The 16,465-nt window shown below is 62.1% G+C and carries 14 protein-coding genes and 1 pseudogene; 8 read left to right on the top strand and 7 right to left on the bottom strand.

Features of this window, described 5'->3' with window-relative positions; genetic code table 11:
- Together HX786_RS07910 and HX786_RS07915 are read left to right on the top strand one after the other, a co-directional pair.
- Positions 1-108 (top strand): annotated as a pseudogene (locus HX786_RS07910) (tryptophan 2,3-dioxygenase); the annotation flags it as partial.
- Positions 109-236: 128 nt separating this feature from the next.
- Positions 237-1,133: a GNAT family acetyltransferase gene (locus tag HX786_RS07915; protein WP_003212866.1), complete on the top strand. Its 897-nt coding sequence runs from the start codon at positions 237-239 to the stop codon at positions 1,131-1,133.
- Between the two features lie 139 nt (positions 1,134-1,272).
- Here the strand turns inward: HX786_RS07915 and HX786_RS07920 are convergent, their stop codons facing one another.
- From HX786_RS07920 to HX786_RS07940, 5 genes are all read right to left on the bottom strand, one after another.
- Positions 1,273-2,292 (bottom strand): branched-chain amino acid aminotransferase, encoded by a 1,020-nt coding sequence (locus HX786_RS07920; RefSeq protein ID WP_003212864.1) that lies wholly within the window; start codon positions 2,290-2,292, stop codon positions 1,273-1,275.
- Between the two features lie 194 nt (positions 2,293-2,486).
- Positions 2,487-3,866: a dihydrolipoyl dehydrogenase gene (lpdA, locus tag HX786_RS07925; protein ID WP_008434480.1), complete on the bottom strand. Its 1,380-nt coding sequence runs from the start codon at positions 3,864-3,866 to the stop codon at positions 2,487-2,489.
- Between the two features lie 3 nt (positions 3,867-3,869).
- Positions 3,870-5,153 carry a dihydrolipoamide acetyltransferase family protein gene (locus tag HX786_RS07930; protein ID WP_102369558.1) on the bottom strand — a complete coding sequence of 428 codons (1,284 nt, stop codon included), beginning with the start codon at positions 5,151-5,153 and terminating at the stop codon, positions 3,870-3,872.
- Positions 5,154-6,212, bottom strand: a complete 1,059-nt coding sequence (locus HX786_RS07935) for an alpha-ketoacid dehydrogenase subunit beta (protein ID WP_003212859.1) — start codon at positions 6,210-6,212, stop codon at positions 5,154-5,156.
- 1 nt (position 6,213) lies between these two features.
- Positions 6,214-7,449: a 3-methyl-2-oxobutanoate dehydrogenase (2-methylpropanoyl-transferring) subunit alpha gene (locus HX786_RS07940; RefSeq protein ID WP_178911914.1), complete on the bottom strand. Its 1,236-nt coding sequence runs from the start codon at positions 7,447-7,449 to the stop codon at positions 6,214-6,216.
- Between the two features lie 195 nt (positions 7,450-7,644).
- On the opposite strand from HX786_RS07940, the gene bkdR reads away from it, so the two are divergent.
- Positions 7,645-8,130, top strand: coding sequence for a Bkd operon transcriptional regulator BkdR (gene bkdR / locus HX786_RS07945; RefSeq protein ID WP_003212855.1), 486 nt, complete (start codon positions 7,645-7,647; stop codon positions 8,128-8,130).
- A gap of 79 nt (positions 8,131-8,209) precedes the next feature.
- Here bkdR and HX786_RS07950 read toward each other — a convergent pair whose 3' ends face one another.
- Entirely contained in the window at positions 8,210-9,073 is an 864-nt protein-coding gene (locus tag HX786_RS07950) for an MBL fold metallo-hydrolase (RefSeq protein WP_003207791.1), read from the bottom strand.
- 179 nt (positions 9,074-9,252) lie between these two features.
- Between HX786_RS07950 and HX786_RS07955 the strand changes: the two genes are divergently transcribed.
- Both HX786_RS07955 and HX786_RS07960 read left to right on the top strand, forming a co-directional pair.
- Positions 9,253-10,497 (top strand): FAD/NAD(P)-binding oxidoreductase, encoded by a 1,245-nt coding sequence (locus HX786_RS07955; protein ID WP_177047867.1) that lies wholly within the window; start codon positions 9,253-9,255, stop codon positions 10,495-10,497.
- 9 nt (positions 10,498-10,506) lie between these two features.
- Positions 10,507-11,322 (top strand): sulfite exporter TauE/SafE family protein, encoded by an 816-nt coding sequence (locus tag HX786_RS07960; RefSeq protein WP_003207794.1) that lies wholly within the window; start codon positions 10,507-10,509, stop codon positions 11,320-11,322.
- A gap of 30 nt (positions 11,323-11,352) precedes the next feature.
- Here the strand turns inward: HX786_RS07960 and HX786_RS07965 are convergent, their stop codons facing one another.
- Positions 11,353-12,018, bottom strand: coding sequence for a response regulator transcription factor (locus tag HX786_RS07965; RefSeq protein WP_063028558.1), 666 nt, complete (start codon positions 12,016-12,018; stop codon positions 11,353-11,355).
- 237 nt (positions 12,019-12,255) lie between these two features.
- Between HX786_RS07965 and ercA the strand changes: the two genes are divergently transcribed.
- The 3 genes from ercA (at position 12,256) to HX786_RS07980 (ending at position 16,331) form a co-directional block, all read left to right on the top strand.
- The gene (gene ercA / locus HX786_RS07970) at positions 12,256-13,419 is read left to right on the top strand and encodes an alcohol dehydrogenase-like regulatory protein ErcA (RefSeq protein ID WP_003207798.1); all 1,164 of its coding nucleotides are present in this window, start codon (positions 12,256-12,258) and stop codon (positions 13,417-13,419) included.
- Complete coding sequence (locus HX786_RS07975) at positions 13,403-14,773, top strand: hybrid sensor histidine kinase/response regulator (protein ID WP_003207799.1); 1,371 nt, start codon at positions 13,403-13,405, stop codon at positions 14,771-14,773. The genes ercA and HX786_RS07975 overlap by 17 nt, the downstream gene beginning before the upstream one ends.
- 79 nt (positions 14,774-14,852) lie before the next feature.
- Positions 14,853-16,331 carry a DASS family sodium-coupled anion symporter gene (locus HX786_RS07980; RefSeq protein ID WP_134327016.1) on the top strand — a complete coding sequence of 493 codons (1,479 nt, stop codon included), beginning with the start codon at positions 14,853-14,855 and terminating at the stop codon, positions 16,329-16,331.
- The last annotated feature ends 134 nt before the right edge of the window (positions 16,332-16,465 follow it).

Below are 16,465 nucleotides of genomic sequence, written 5' to 3' on the forward strand. Positions count from 1 at the left end.
ATCGGCTTCCAGCCTGGTACGGGCGGCACCGAAGGCGTGGGTTACCTGCGCAAGATGCTCGACACCGTATTGTTCCCCGAGCTGTGGCGAGTGCGTTCCACGCTGTAATCAAGGCTTGCTCGCGAAAGCGGTGGGTCAGTTAATAAATTCGGTGGCTGATACACCGCCTTCGCGAGCAAGCCCGCTCCCACATTGGTATTGTGTTGCCTGAGGTTTTTTGTCTGGATGGAGAAACCATGCCCACTGAAGTTCGTCTCGCCCAAACTACCGATGCCGAGGGCATCAGCCAGGTCATCCTGGCGGCCCTGCATGACAGCAACGCCCGGGATTATCCGGCGGATGTGATTGCGCGGGTGGCGAGCAACTTTACTCCCGAGGCTGTCGTGGCGTTGCTCGCGCGTCGAACGGTGCTGGTGGCTGTTCAGGATGAGGTGATCGTTGCCACGGCGGCACTTGACGCCAATGTGGTGCGCTCGGTCTTCGTCAATCCGGCGCTGCAAGGGCAGGGCATCGGGCGCTTGCTGATGATTGAAATCGAGCTGCGCGCCCGGGAAGCCGGGGTGACCTTGTTGCATGTGCCGTCTTCGCTGACGGCCGAGCCGTTCTACACCAAGCTGGGTTTCCACACGGTGCGCGATGTCTACCATGGCAATGAACGCACGCTGGTGATGGAGAAGGCGTTGTCATCCCGCCATCCCATCGGCGTCTATCGCGATCGGGCCCATCGGGCGCAGGTGGTGGCGTTGTGGCAGGCGGCGTTTGGTTATGACGCGGCGCATAACCTGCCGAGCCTGGCGATCGACAAGAAGCTGGCGGTCAACGATGGGTTGTTCTTCGTGGCCACCGACAAGAAGGCGGTGATCGGTACCATCCTCGCAGGCTACGACGGGCATCGTGGCTGGTTGTATTCAGTGGCGGTGCACAACGACTATCGCCGCCAGGGCCTGGGCGCCTCGTTGGTGCGGCATGCGGAGCAGGCGTTGACGGCGCTGGGTTGCATGAAGATCAACCTGCAGATCACCAGTGGCAATGACGCGGTGATGGGGTTTTATGAGGCGCTGGGTTATGGCGCGGAGCCGCGGATCAGCATGGGCAAGAAGATCCTGGAAAACATCCCGATGGATAAGGCCTGAAGCCCGGTTTTCCAAGCACTGAAAGCAAATGTGGGAGCGGGCTTGCTCGCGAATGCGGTGGATCAGCCAATAAATCTGTCGACTGACACTCCGCTTTCGCGAGCAAGCCCGCTCCCACAGTTTGGTTTTGCAGTGTTGCTTAGACCTTGACGATCCAGCCCTCAGGCGCTTCGACGTCGCCGGACTGTACGCCAGTCAGCTCTTTGTAGAGCTTCTGGGTGACCGGGCCGACTTCTTTTTCGCTGTAGAACACGTGCAGCTTGTCTTTGTACTCGATGCCGCCGATCGGGGTGATCACGGCGGCGGTGCCGCAGGCGCCGGCTTCCTTGAAGTCCGACAGCTTGTCGATCAGCACGTCGCCTTCAACCACTTCCAGGCCCAGGCGCGATTTTGCCAGCTCGATCAGCGACAGGCGGGTGATGCCTGGCAACACCGACGGCGAGTTCGGGGTGACGAACTTGTTGTCGTGGGTGATCCCGAAGAAGTTGGCCGAGCCGACTTCTTCGATCTTCGAGTGGGTGGCCGGGTCGAGGTAGATGCAGTCGGCGAAGTTGGCTTTTTTCGCCAGGGAACCGGGCATCAGGCTGGCGGCGTAGTTGCCACCGACCTTGGCTGCGCCGGTGCCGTTGGGAGCCGCACGGTCGTAGCCGGAGATCAGGAAGTTGTGCGGGGTCAGGCCGCCCTTGAAGTAGGCGCCGACCGGGATGCAGAAGATCGAGAAGATGAATTCCGGCGCGGTGCGCACGCCGATGTTGTCACCGGTGCCGATCACGAACGGGCGCAGGTACAGCGCGCCGCCGGTGCCGTACGGCGGGATGAACCGCTCGTTGGCGCGGACCACTTCCTTGCAGGCTTCGATGAAGGCGTCGGTCGGCACTTGTGGCATCAGCAGGCGGCCACAGCTGCGCTGCATGCGCGCGGCATTCTGGTCGGGGCGGAACAGGTTGATCGAACCGTCCTTGCAGCGGTAGGCCTTGAGGCCTTCAAAGCATTGCTGGCCGTAGTGCAGGGCGGTGGAGCCCTCGCTGATGTGCAGCACGTTGTCGTCGGTCAGGGTGCCTTTTTGCCACTCGCCGTCTTTCCAGGTCTGGAGGAAACGCTTGTCGGTCTTGATGTAGTCAAAACCCAGCTTGTCCCAATTGATGCTTTCGTTACCCATGACACCCTCTATCTTTTGTCAACCGCCTGGTCGAAGGCAGGCTTATGGTTTATTTCTGGATGGGCGCAACAATACTTCATTCTTGGCTTGTGTGGGAGCGGGCTTGCTCGCGAATGCGGCGTGTCATTCGATGCATTCGGTGCTGATCCACCGCTTTCGCGAGCAAGCCCGCTCCCACATTTGAACTTCGCCATTTATAGATGCAATGCATGCCCCAGGGCCCGCAGGGCTGCTTCCTGTACCGCTTCGCCGAGTGTCGGGTGGGCGTGGATGGTGCCCGCCACGTCTTCCAGGCGTGAACCCATTTCCAGGCTCAGGCCGAAGGCCGTGGACAGTTCCGAGACGCCAACGCCTACCGCCTGCCAGCCGACGATCAGGTGATTGTCGCGGCGCGCCACTACCCGCACGAAGCCGGTTTTCGACTCCAGGGTCATGGCCCTGCCATTGGCGGCGAACGGGAAGCTCGACACGATGCAGTCCAGCCCGGCCGCCCTGGCTTCGTCCGGGGTCTTGCCGACCACTACCAGTTCGGGGTCGGTGAAGCACACCGCCGGGATCGCGGCCGGGTTGAATTCGCGGGATTTACCGCTGATCAGTTCGGCGACCATTTCGCCCTGGGCCATGGCCCGGTGGGCGAGCATCGGTTCACCGCTGAGGTCACCGATGGCCCACACATTGCGCATGCTGGTCTGGCAGCGGCTGTCGATCTTGATCGCCGAGCCGTTCATGTCCAGGTTCAAGGCTTCGAGGTTCCAGCCCTGGGTGTTGGGTTTGCGACCGACGGCAACCAATACCTGGTCGGTTTCCAGCGACAGCGTCTCGCCGCTGGGGTCACGCACTTGCAGGGTGTTGTTCTCGAAACCGGTGACGCTGTGTTTCAGGAACACCTTCACCCCCAGTTGCTTCAGGGATTCGGCCACCGGTTGGGTCAGTTCGGCGTCGTAGGCCGGCAAAATCCGGTCCTGGGCCTCAACCACGCTGACCTCGGCACCGAGCTTGCGATAGGCAATCCCCAATTCCAGGCCAATGTAGCCGCCGCCCACCACGATCAAGCGTTTCGGGATGCGTTTCGGCGCCAGGGCTTCGGTGGAGGAGATGATCGGCCCGCCAATCGGCAGCATCGGCAGGTTGACACTTTTCGAGCCGGTGGCCAGCAACAGGTGTTCACACTGGATGCGCTGGTCGCCGACATCGACGGTCTTGCCGTCCACGACCTTGGCCCAGCCCTGGATGACCTGGACCTTGTGTTTTTTCAGCAGCGCGGCAACGCCGGTGGTCAGGCGGTCGACGATGCCGTCTTTCCATTCAACGCTTTTGCCGATGTCCAGGGTCGGCACATCGACTTCGATACCCAACGGCGAACCCTGGCTGTGGTGCACGGTTTGCTGGAACTGTTCGGCGACATGGATCAGCGCCTTGGACGGAATGCAGCCGATGTTCAGGCAGGTGCCGCCCAGCGATTGGCCTTCCACCAGGATGGTCGGAATGCCCAGCTGGCCGGCGCGAATCGCTGCCACGTAACCGCCAGGCCCACCGCCGATGATCAGCAGCGTGGTGTGCAATGTTTGAGACATGGGTTACTCCAGGAACAGGCTGGCGGGTTGTTCGAGCAGGCCACGGATGGCCTGGATGAATTGCGCCGCGTCCATGCCATCGACCACCCGGTGATCGAAGGAGCTGGAGAGGTTCATCATCTTGCGGATCACGATCTGGCCCTTGATCACCATCGGCCGCTCGACAATGCGGTTGACCCCGACGATGGCCACTTCCGGCAGGTTCAGCACCGGGGTGCTGACAATCCCGCCCAACGCACCGAGGCTGGTCAGGGTGATGCTCGAGCCCGACAGCTCATCGCGACTGGCCTTGCCATTGCGCGCCGCATTCGCCAAGCGATTGATTTCTTGCGCCGTGCCCCACAGGTCGCGGGCTTCGGCGTGACGCACCACCGGCACCATCAGGCCGACATCGCTCTGGGTGGCGACACCCACATGCACCGCGCCGAGGCGGGTGATGACCTGGGCTTCGTCGTCATAACGCGCGTTGATCTGCGGATAGTCGCGCAATGCGACGACCATGGCCCGCACCAGGAACGGCAGCAGGGTCAGCTTGCCGCGGGTAGCGCCGTGTTTCTCGTTGAGGTGCACGCGCAACTCATCGAGGGCGGTGACGTCGATCTCTTCCACATAGCTGAAATGCGCGGCGCGCCGGGTGGCGTCCTGCATGCGCTGGGCGATCTTGCGGCGCATGCCGATCACCGGGATTTGCTGCTCGTCGTTGCGTTCGGCGTACGGGTTGGAGGCCCCGGAATTTTTCGCCGGACCCTGGAGCAAGTAAGCGTCCAGATCTTCATGCAGAATCCGGCCGGCCGGGCCGGAGCCCTGGACCAGTCGTAGCTGGATGCCAGCATCCAGCGCATGTTTGCGCACGGCCGGGGAGGCCAGCGGGCGGTCATCGGCCTCGCGGGCCACGGGCGCTTGCGCAGCCGCCACCGCAGGTTTGGCTGCCGGCTTGGGTTCAACCACCGGCGCGGCCCTGGCTTCGACTTTCGGTGCAGGAGCCGGTGCCGGCGCGACCTCTTCAACCACCGCCGACAACGCCGACTCCCTGGTATTGCCCGCGCCTTCCACTTCGATACTGATCAAAACACTGCCCACCGCCATGACTTCCCCCGGCTCGCCGCCGAGGGAAATCACCTTGCCGTGCACCGGCGACGGAATGTCCACCATGGCCTTGTCGGTCATCACGTCCGCCAGCACCTGGTCTTCTACCACCAGGTCGCCGACCTTGACGTGCCATACCGACAATTCAACTTCTGCGATGCCTTCGCCAATGTCCGGCATCTTGATAACGTGCGTGCCCATTCAGACCTCCATAACCCGATGCAAAGCCGCGCCCACACGGGTCGGGCCAGGGAAATACGCCCACTCTTGCGCGTGCGGGTAGGGGGTGTCCCAACCGGTGACGCGCTCGATCGGCGCTTCCAGGTAGTGGAAGCAATGCTCCTGCACCAGCGCCACCAGCTCGGCGCCGAACCCACAGGTACGGGTGGCTTCGTGAACGATCACGCAGCGACGGGTTTTCTTCACGGAATTGACGATGGTTTCCAGGTCCAGCGGCCACAGGCTGCGCAGGTCGATGACTTCGGCGTCGATGCCGGTTTCTTCGGCGGCGACTTGCGACACATACACCGTGGTGCCGTAGGTGAGGATCGTCACGTCCTTGCCCGGGCGGGCGATGGCGGCCACATCCAGCGGCACGGTGTAGTAACCGTCCGGCACCTGCGCTTGCGGGTGTTTCGACCACGGGGTTACCGGGCGGTCGTGGTGGCCGTCGAACGGGCCGTTATACAGGCGCTTGGGTTCGAGGAAGATCACCGGGTCATCGTTTTCGATGGAGGCGATCAGCAGGCCCTTGGCGTCGTACGGATTGGACGGCATCACCGTGCGCAGGCCGCAGACCTGGGTGAACACCGCTTCAATACTCTGGCTGTGGGTCTGGCCGCCGTAGATGCCGCCGCCGCAGGGCATGCGCATGGTCAGCGGTGCCGTGAACTGGCCGGCCGAGCGATAACGCAGGCGGGCCGCTTCGGAAATGATCTGGTCGGTGGCGGGGTACACGTAGTCGGCGAACTGAATCTCGGCCACCGGCCGCAGGCCATAGGCGCCCATGCCGACCGCCACGCCGACGATCCCGCTTTCGGAGATCGGTGCGTCAAACACCCGCGAGGTGCCGTATTTGTTCTGCAAGCCTTCGGTGCAACGGAACACGCCGCCGAAGTAACCGACGTCCTGGCCGAACACCACCACATTGTCGTCTCGCTCAAGCATCACATCCATGGCCGAGCGCAAGGCCTGGATCATGGTCATGGTCGTGGTGGTCATGGCGGTTTCCAGCTCGATATTGTTGTTGTGATCGTTCATGTCAGATCCCCAACTCTTGACGCTGGCGCTTCAAGTGCTCCGGCATCTCTTTATAAACGTCTTCGAACATGGTCGCGGCGCTTGGAATCTGGCCACCGGCCAGGGTGCCGTACTGTTCGGCTTCTTTCTGGGCCTTGAGCACTTCGGCTTCAAGTTCGGCACTGACCGCCGCGTGTTCCTCTTCGGACCACTGACCCATCTTGATCAGGTGCTGCTTGAGGCGGGCGATCGGGTCGCCCAGCGGGAAGTGGCTCCAGTCGTCGGCGGGACGGTATTTGGACGGGTCATCGGAGGTGGAGTGTGGGCCGGCGCGGTAGGTCACCCACTCGATCAGGGTCGGCCCCAGGTTACGGCGGGCACGTTCGGCGGCCCAGGCGGAGGCGGCGTACACCGCGACAAAGTCGTTGCCGTCCACCCGCAGGGAGGCGATGCCGCAACCCACGCCGCGTCCGGCAAAGGTCGTGGCTTCACCGCCGGCAATGGCCTGGAAGGTGGAGATCGCCCACTGGTTGTTCACTACGTTAAGAATCACGGGTGCCCGGTACACGTGGGCGAAGGTGAGGGCGGTGTGGAAGTCGGATTCAGCGGTGGCGCCGTCGCCGATCCAGGCCGAGGCAATCTTGGTATCGCCCTTGATGGCCGAGGCCATGCCCCAGCCCACGCCTTGTACGAATTGGGTGGCCAGGTTGCCGGAAATCGTGAAGAAGCCGGCATCTTTTACCGAGTACATGATCGGCAACTGGCGGCCCTTGAGCGGGTCGCGCTCGTTGGACAGCAGTTGGCAGATCAGGTCTACCAGCGGCACTTCCCGGGCCATCAGGATGCTTTGCTGACGGTAGGTGGGGAAGCACATGTCGTCGATGTTCAAGGCCAGGGCCTGGGCGCTGCCGATGGCTTCTTCGCCGAGGCTCTGCATGTAGAACGACATCTTCTTCTGACGCTGGGCGACCACCATGCGGTTGTCGAAGATCCGCGTCTTGAGCATGGCGCGCATGCCCTTGCGCAGAATCTCGACTGGCACGCCTTCAGCCCATGGGCCGAGGGCCTGGCCTTGATCGTCGAGCACGCGAATCAGGCCCTTGGCCAGGTCGGCGGTGTCGGCGGGTTCTACGTCGATTGGGGGTTTGCGCACCAGGCCAGCGTCAGTCAGGCGCAGGTAGGTAAAGTCGGTCTTGCAGCCTGGGCGGCCCGAGGGTTCGGGAACGTGCAGGCGCAGTGGTTCGTACTGCTGAGTCATGGCTTTCTACGCTCTATCTTGTGAATTTCTTGTAGTGGGCGCGGTAGCTGACAGTCCTTCTTCGGGTAGAAGAAATCTTGTCCTACAACAATCATAGGCTCGGCTCAGGAGAATATTTATCTCTGTTTCATTGCGTTGGAGATCATTTGGGGATAAAAAAACTGCATAAACATAATAAACAGGTGGTTTTGTCTCATGCGCAAACTGGACCGTATCGATATCGGCATTCTGAACGCCCTTCAGGAGAACGCCCGCATCACCAACGCCGACCTGGCCCGTTCGGTCAACCTGTCGCCCACGCCGTGTTTCAACCGGGTCAAGGCCATGGAAGAACTGGGGCTGATTCGCGACCAGGTGACGCTGCTGGACGCCGACCTGCTGGGGCTGCACGTCAATGTGTTCATCCACGTCAGCCTGGAAAAGCAGAACGAATTGGCATTGCAGCAATTCGAAGGGGCGATTTCGGATCGCCCCGAAGTGATGGAGTGCTACCTGATGGCCGGCGACCCCGATTATCTGATCCGGGTGCTGGTGCCGACCATCCAGTCCCTGGAGCGTTTCATGATGGACTTCCTGACCAAAGTCCCGGGTGTCGCCAACATCCGCTCCAGCTTTGCCCTCAAGCAAGTGCGCTACAAAACCGCGCTGCCGCTACCGGCTAACGGCATCAACCTCGGCTAACGAACGACACAAAACAAATGTGGGAGNNCTGATACACCGCATTCGCGAGCAAGCCCGCTCCCACATTTTGTAGTGCATTTCAAAGCTGGTTGAGGGGAATCTTCAAATAAACCACCCCATTTCCTTCCGCCGGCGGCATCACCCCGGCCCGCACATTCACCTGAATCGCCGGCAACAACAGCGTGGGCATGCCCAACCCGGCATCCCGCGTGGTGCGCATCTCGACAAACGCCGCCTCATCCACCCCGTCATGCACATGAATATTCCCCGCCCGCTGTTCAGCCACCGTGGTCAGGCACTTGGCTGCGCGTCCTTCGGGCGGATAGTCATGGCACACATAAAGGCGGGTTTCAGGCGCGAAGGCCAACAACTTGCGCATCGACCCATACAGCTGGCGCGCATCCCCACCAGGGAAATCGCAGCGCGCCGTGCCCACGTCCGGCATGAACAGCGTGTCGCCCACCAGAATCAACTGGTCATCAATCAGGTAAGCCATGTCCGCCGGCGTATGCCCCGGCACATGCAGCGCCTGGGCCTTCAGGTTGCCGATGTGAAACACCTCATCCGGCGCAAACAGATGGTCGAACTGCGACCCATCCACCCGAAACTCCGGCTCCAGGTTGAACAGGTTCTTGAACACTCCCTGCACCTTGCTGATGGACTGGCCAATCGCGATCTTGCCCCCCAGCTGGCGACGCAAATAAGGCGCAGCCGACAGATGATCCGCATGGGCGTGGGTTTCCAGCAACCACTGCACCTGCAAGCCATGCTCGCGCACAAACGCGATCACCTTGTCCGCCTGGCCGGTGCCGGTGCGTCCGGAGGCCGGGTCGTAGTTGAGCACCGAATCAACGATGGCGCATGGGCCACCGTCCGTTTCATAGACGACGTAGGTGTAGGTCGACGACGCCTCGTCCAGAAAGGATTGAATCAACGCTGACATGACGGGTTTCCCAGATAGCTAATGGCGACTTACATTCAGTTAGGTTTCCACATAACCTTGTGAGCTTAAGTGAATTAAAGGACCCGAGGCAAAGGATGGCATCGTGGTGGCAAACAGCTAGGGCGTGGTGCCATACGGCAACGACCCTTGCGTGCATTAACTGAAAAAGGCCATAGACCATGAACGACCAACACTGGGGACCTACCATCAGTGGCGATATCGTTGTCATCGGTGGCGGCTCGGCAGGCATCGGCCTGCTGGCCAGCCTGCTCAAGCGCGACCCGCACCTGAACATCATCCTGATCGAGCCCAGCGACCACCACTACTACCAGCCGGCCTGGACCCTGGTGGGCGGTGGGGCTTATGACGTTACCAGGACCGTGCGCCCCATGGCCGACGTGCTGCCCAACGGCGTCACCTGGATCCAGGCCGCGGTCAGCGAATTAGTGCCCGACGAGCAAACCCTGGTGCTCGACAGCGGCCAGCGCGTCAGTTGGAAGAACCTCATCGTGTGCCCGGGCCTGCGCCTGGCCTGGGAGAAGATCGAAGGCCTGCAAGAGACCCTCGGCCGGCATGGCGTAACGTCCAACTACAGCTATGAGCACGCCGCCTACACCTGGCAACTGGTGCAGCAACTCAAAAATGGCAAGGCGATCTTTACCCAACCGGCCATGCCGATCAAATGTGCCGGCGCTCCGCAAAAAGCCATGTACCTGTCGTGCGATCACTGGCTCCGCCAGGGTGACCTGAAAAACATCAAGGTCGAATTCAACCTGGCTGGTGCCGCCTTGTTCGGCGTGCCGACCTTCGTGCCGCCGCTGATGAAGTACGTTGAAAAGTACTCGGCGCAACTGGCATTCAACTCCAACCTGGTCAAGGTCGACGGCCCCGCGCGCAAGGCCTGGTTCGAAATCAAGGACGCCGAAGGCAATGTGCGCGTCGAAGAGAAAACCTTCGACCTGCTGCACGTCGTCCCGCCACAGGTCTCGCCGGACTTCATTCGCCACAGCCCCCTGGCCGATGCCGCCGGCTGGTGCGAAGTGAATCCCCAGAGCCTGCAACACCTGCGCTACCCGCACATCTTCGGCCTGGGCGATGTGTGTTCCACCACCAACGCCAAGACCGCCGCGGCGGTGCGCAAGCAAATCGTGGTGGTGGCGGAAAACCTGCTGGCCCTGCGCAGACAGGCACCGTTGCCCCTCAAGTACGACGGCTATGGCTCCTGCCCGCTGACCGTGGAGAAGGGCAAGGTGGTGCTGGCCGAGTTTGGCTATGGCGGCAAGTTGCTGCCGACCTTTCCCCTCGACCCGACTGTGGCGCGGCGTTCGGCGTGGTTCCTCAAGGCGAGTTTCCTGCCGTGGTTCTACTGGAACGGCATGCTCAAGGGCCGCGAGTGGCTGACCCGTCTGGCCAAGGTGGATTGAGGCAACCCTATGCTGCTGGCAAGTTTTCTGGGCGTGTTGATGGGGTTGGTCATGGGCTTGACCGGTGCCGGAGGCGGCATTCTTGGTGTCCCGGCCCTGGTATTGGGGCTGGGGTTGACCATGACCCAGGCCGCGCCCGTGTCGTTGTTCGCGGTGGGCGCGGCCGCTGCCGTGGGGGCTGTCGACGGTTTGCGCCATGGCCTGGTGCGTTACCGCGCGGCGCTGCTGATTGCGCTGCTTGGCGCGCTGTTTTCGCCGCTGGGGGTGTTCTTCGCCCACCAGATGTCGGAGAAAGTCCTGATGGGCCTGTTCAGTGCGCTGATGGTGCTGGTGGCCTGGCGCATGCTGCAACGGGAGAAGCTTGAGGCCGGGCCGAGCGACCACGGCACCGCGTCCTGGGGCCAGAAGAACTGCATGCTCGACCAACAGACCGGGCGCTTTTCCTGGACCGCCAAATGCACCGCCACCCTGGCCGCCCTCGGCGCAGTGACCGGTGCGGTCTCGGGGTTGCTCGGCGTGGGCGGCGGCTTCCTGATCGTACCGGCGTTCAAGCAACTGACCGATGTGCAGATGCGCGGCATCGTCGCCACCTCGCTGATGGTGATCAGCCTGATCTCGTTGATCGGCGTGATCGGCGCGTTTCATGCCGGGGTCAGTATCGAGCCGATGGGCTGGGTGTTTATCGGGTCGAGCATTGTCGGCATGTTGGCGGGGCGGCGCCTGTGCTCGGTGATCAAGGCGCGCACCTTGCAGGTGGGTTTTGCCACCCTGTGTGTGCTGGTTGCGGCGGGCATGCTGTTTCGGGCCCTCATTCAGGTGCCTTGAAATGCGCTCAGCATCCCGCCCCTACGGGTATCAGCGCCGCAGGTAGGCACCAAAGTCGATGTCCCCGGCGCTGAGAATCGCCTGCACCCGATTGTGCACGTTCAACTTGCGCAGGATCGCCGAGACATGGGCCTTCACCGTGGTCTCGGCAATCTCCAGGCTATAGGCGATCTGCTTGTTCGAGTCACCCTTGGTCATCCGCTCCAGCACCAGCAATTGCTTGCGGGTCAGGGCCTGCAGCAGCTCCGGCGCAAGCCCCAGGCAATCATTCATGCGCCGTTGCCCGCCGATTTTCTGGCTGCGAATAATCTCCGGCGGCAAATACACATTGCCGTTGAGAATCTGTTGGATTGCCTCGGTCATCTGCAGCCTGGGCGAGGACTTGGTGATAAACCCCACCGCGCCATAGGTGATGGCTTGCAGCACGACCTGCTTGTCCTGCTCGGCGGACACGATCACCACCGGAATCGTCGGCGACTCGTTGCGCAGGTTGATCAGGCCATTGAGGCCGTGCATGCCCGGCATGTTCAGGTCCAGCAGGATCAGATCCAGGTCGTCGTGCTCCTGGCTCAGGGCCAGGGCGCTGTCCAGGTCGCCGGTTTCCATCACTTCGCTGCCCGGGAACCCGTCGCTGATGACGTTGTGGATCGCCTCGCGAAACAGTGGGTGATCGTCGGCTATCAGAATTTTGTACATGGACGTTCGCCTTATTGTTTTTGCTTATTCAAGCAGGTTCGATCCATAGGGTCATGTGCCCATTACATGCCAGTCTCGATGCCTTGGGAATGCGACGATAGAGAGGGGAATCAGTACCAAAGTAGTAGATCGTGCCGTACGTCGCGGTTTCAGCGCCACCCATTGGTCTGATTGCATTCAGTGTCGGATGGGTTAGTGTGGAGCGCATCTTCCAGAATAATAAAAACAGGCTTACCAATGAGCCCGAACCTGAGTCTCCTGCGTAAATTCGTTTCCCCTGAAATCATCTTTGGCGCCGGCTGCCGGCACAACGTAGGCAACTACGCCAAGACCTTTGGCGCGCGCAAGGTGTTGGTGGTGAGTGATCCCGGCGTGGTTGCTGTCGGCTGGGTGGCCGATGTCGAGGCCAGCCTGCAAGCCATCGGCATCGACTACTGCCTGTACACCGCCGTTTCGCCCAACCCCCGGGTTGAAGAGGTGATGCTCGGCGCCGAGGTCTACCGTGAAAACCATTGCGACGTGATCGTCGCCGTCGGTGGCGGCAGCCCGATGGACTGCGGCAAGGCCATCGGCATCGTGGTCGCCCATGGCTGCAGCATCCTCGACTTCGAAGGCGTCGACACCATCCGCGTGCCGAGCCCGCCGCTGATCCTGATCCCGACTACCGCGGGCTCCTCGGCGGATGTCTCGCAGTTCGTGATCATTTCCAACCAGCAGGAGCGCATGAAGTTCTCCATCGTCAGCAAGGCGGTGGTGCCCGATGTTTCACTGATCGACCCGGAAACCACGGCGAGCATGGACCCGTTTCTCTCGGCCTGTACCGGCATCGATGCGCTGGTGCATGCCATCGAGGCCTTCGTGTCCACCGGCCACGGCCCGCTGACCGATCCCCACGCGCTGGAAGCCATGCGCCTGATCAATGGCAACCTGGTGCAGATGATCGCCAACCCCGGCGACATCGCCCTGCGGGAGAAAATCATGCTGGGCAGCATGCAGGCCGGGCTGGCGTTTTCCAACGCGATCCTCGGCGCGGTGCATGCCATGTCCCACAGCCTTGGCGGCTTTCTCGACCTGCCCCATGGCCTGTGCAACGCGGTGCTGGTGGAACATGTGGTGGCGTTCAACTACAGCGCGGCACCGGAGCGTTTCAAGGTGATTGCCGAGACCTTCGGCATTGATTGCCGGGGCCTCAACCACCGGCAAATCTGCGGCCGGCTGGTGGACCATTTGATCGCGTTGAAGCATGCGATCGGCTTCCATGAAACCCTCGGCCTGCATGGGATTCGAGTGGCGGACATTCCCTTTCTGTCGCAGCACGCCATGCACGACCCGTGCATCCTTACCAACCCGCGTGAGTCCAGCCAGCGTGACGTCGAGGTCGTCTATGGCGAAGCTCTCTGACGATCAGCAACGGGCACTCGCGGGGCTCCTGGGGCTGGGCAACCACTCGGCGCGCAAGAGTCATTACCCCGAACTGACCGCGCGCCTCGACGAGCTGGAAGCCGAGCGCAATCGCTACATCCGCCTCAACGACGAATTGGAACAGCGGGTCGCGGCGCGTACCGACGAGTTGCTGGAAGCCAACCGCAACCTGCAACAGCAAATCGCCCAGCGCGAGAAGATCGAGCAGGACCTGCGCGATGCCCGGGATGCCGCCCAGGCCGCCAACCGCAGCAAGGACAAATACCTTGCCGCCGCCAGTCATGACCTGCTGCAACCCCTCAACGCCGCACGCTTGCTGATTTCCACCCTGCGCGAGCGCAACTTGCCCAGCGTCGAACACGTGTTGGTGGAGCGCACCCATCAGGCCCTGGAAGGCGCCGAGGATTTGCTCACCGACTTGCTGGACATTTCCCGACTCGATCAAGCGGCGGTCAAGCCGGACATCGCCCTGTACCGTCTCGACGAACTGTTCGCACCGCTGGTCTCGGAATTCCAGTCGGTGGCCGCGGCGTCCGGGCTGAACCTGCGGGCGCGTACAGGCCATTACGCAATCAACACCGACCTGCGGCTGGTGACGCGGATCCTGCGCAATTTCCTCAGCAACGCCTGCCGCTACACGAGCGCGGGCTCCATCCTGCTGGGCGCCCGCCGCCGGGGTGAGCGGTTGCGCCTGGAGGTGTGGGACACCGGGCGCGGAATTGCGGCGGACCGCCTGGACGCCATCTTCCTGGAGTTCAATCAACTGGACGTGGGCCGCGCCGCCGACCGCAAGGGCGTGGGACTGGGGTTGGCGATTGTCGAGCGTATCGCCGAGGTCCTCGGTTATCCGGTGGCGGTGCGTTCGTGGCCGGGGCGCGGTTCGATGTTCAGCATCGAAGTCCCCATCAGCGAGGACATGCCGCTGCCCATCAGTGTGGTGGCCGCGCAACCGAGCACCGGCAACCCGCTGCCGGGGAGGCGGCTGCTGGTGCTGGATAACGAAGTCGGCATCCTCGACAGCATGAGCGCGCTGCTTGGGCAGTGGGGCTGCGAAGTGGTCACTGCGACCGATCAGGCCGGCGCACTGGTTGCGTTGCAGGGCCGGGCACCGGAGCTGATTCTCGCGGACTACCACCTGGACCATGGCGTGGTGGGCTGTGAGGTCGTGCACCAGTTGCGCGAGCATTTTGGCTGCAGGATTCCGGCAGTGATTATCACCGCCGACCGCACCGACCAATGCCGCCGTGCATTGCAGCGCCTGGACGTGCCATTGCTGAACAAGCCGGTCAAGCCCGGCAAGTTGCGGGCGGTGTTGACCCAGTTATTGGCCTAGCCACTTGATACCCGTCAACACCGGGCGTGACGCTTTGCCTCATGCTGTGGGCCAGATTTCACGGCCGACGGAGAACCCCATGAGTGCCCCCGCAACAACAGCTGCTTCATTCAAGTTGCCCCTGGGCCTGGTGGTCGGCGTACTGGTGATGGTCGGCGTGCTGCTGTTGCCGCTGCCGGCCGACTTGCCGGTGGCCGGGCACCGGATGCTGGCGATCCTCGCGTTTGCGGTGGTGGTATGGATCACCGAAGCGGTCTCCTACGAGGCCAGCGCGATCATGATCACCTCGTTGATGGCGTTTTTGCTCGGCACTGCGCCGTCGCTGCAAGACCCGACGCACCTGATCGGTTCCAGCCCGGCCATCAGCATGGCGTTGACGGGGTTTTCCAACCCGGCGCTGGCGCTGGTGGCCGGCGCGCTGTTTATCGCCGCAGCCATGACCCATACCGGGCTGGACCGGCGCATCGCGTTGGTCACCCTGACCCGCGTGGGTACCAGCACCCGGGGCATTCTCGTCGGGGCAGTTGCCGTGACCATCCTCTTGAGCCTGGTGGTGCCCAGCGCCACGGCCCGCAGTGCGTGTGTGGTGCCGATCATGATGGGGGTGATTGCCGCGTTTGGCGTGGACAAGCGTTCGAATATTGCGGCCGGGATCATGATCGTCGTGGCCCAGGGTACGAGCATCTGGAACGTCGGTATCCAGACGGCGGCGGCGCAGAACCTGCTGACGGTTGGCTTCATGGACAAGATGCTGGGGCAGCGGGTGTCGTGGATCGACTGGTTGATCGCTGGGGCGCCGTGGGCGCTGATCATGTCGGCGGTGTTGTTGTTTTTGGTGTTGAAGCTGCTGCCGCCGGAGAGTGACAGCATTCCCGGAGGCAAGGAGGCGGTGGCGCAATCGCTGGTGGACATCGGGCCGATGACGGGGCCGCAGAAGCGCTTGCTGACGGTGTCGGTGCTGCTGTTGCTGGCGTGGGCGACTGAGGGGCGGTTGCACAGCTTTGATACGACCTCGACGACGTATGCCGGGCTGGTGTTCTTGCTGATGCCGGGGATCGGGGTGATGACCTGGAAGGATGTGCAGTCGCGGATTCCGTGGGGCACGGTGATTGTGTTTGGGGTTGGCATCAGCCTGGGTACGGCGTTGCTGACCACCCAGGCGGGGCAGTGGCTGGGATCGCAGGTGGTGGCGCATACCGGGTTGGACCAGGTGGGGCCGCTGGGGGTGTTTGCGATTCTGGGGGCGTTTTTGATCGTGATTCATTTGGGGTTTGCCAGTGCCACGGCGTTGACCTCGGCGTTGTTGCCGATTTTGATTGCGGTGTTGCAGACATTGCCCGGGGAGTTCAGTCGGCTGGGGATGACGATGCTCCTGGGGTTTGTGATGAGCTACGGGTTTATCCTGCCCATCAATGCGCCGCAGAATATGGTGTGTTTGGGGACCGGCACGTTTACCGCGCGGCAGTTTGCCAAGGTCGGGATTTTGGTGACGTTGATTGGATATGGGTTGATGTTGGTGTTTGCGGCTACGTATTGGAGTTGGTTGGGGTGGATTTGAGGTGGGGGGCATATCCGTTATTTCGGTAACGGCCGCTTATGGTTCCGCTCTTACAGCGGCCCGCTTCGCACTGCCTGCGTTCGGCCTCGGGCTCATTGGGGCAGTCAGATCAAGTCAAAAGCAAAAGCACAGCG

This window comes from Pseudomonas sp. 21615526 (genome assembly GCF_013386245.1).
In the GTDB taxonomy this organism is placed as follows: Bacteria; Pseudomonadota; Gammaproteobacteria; order Pseudomonadales; family Pseudomonadaceae; genus Aquipseudomonas.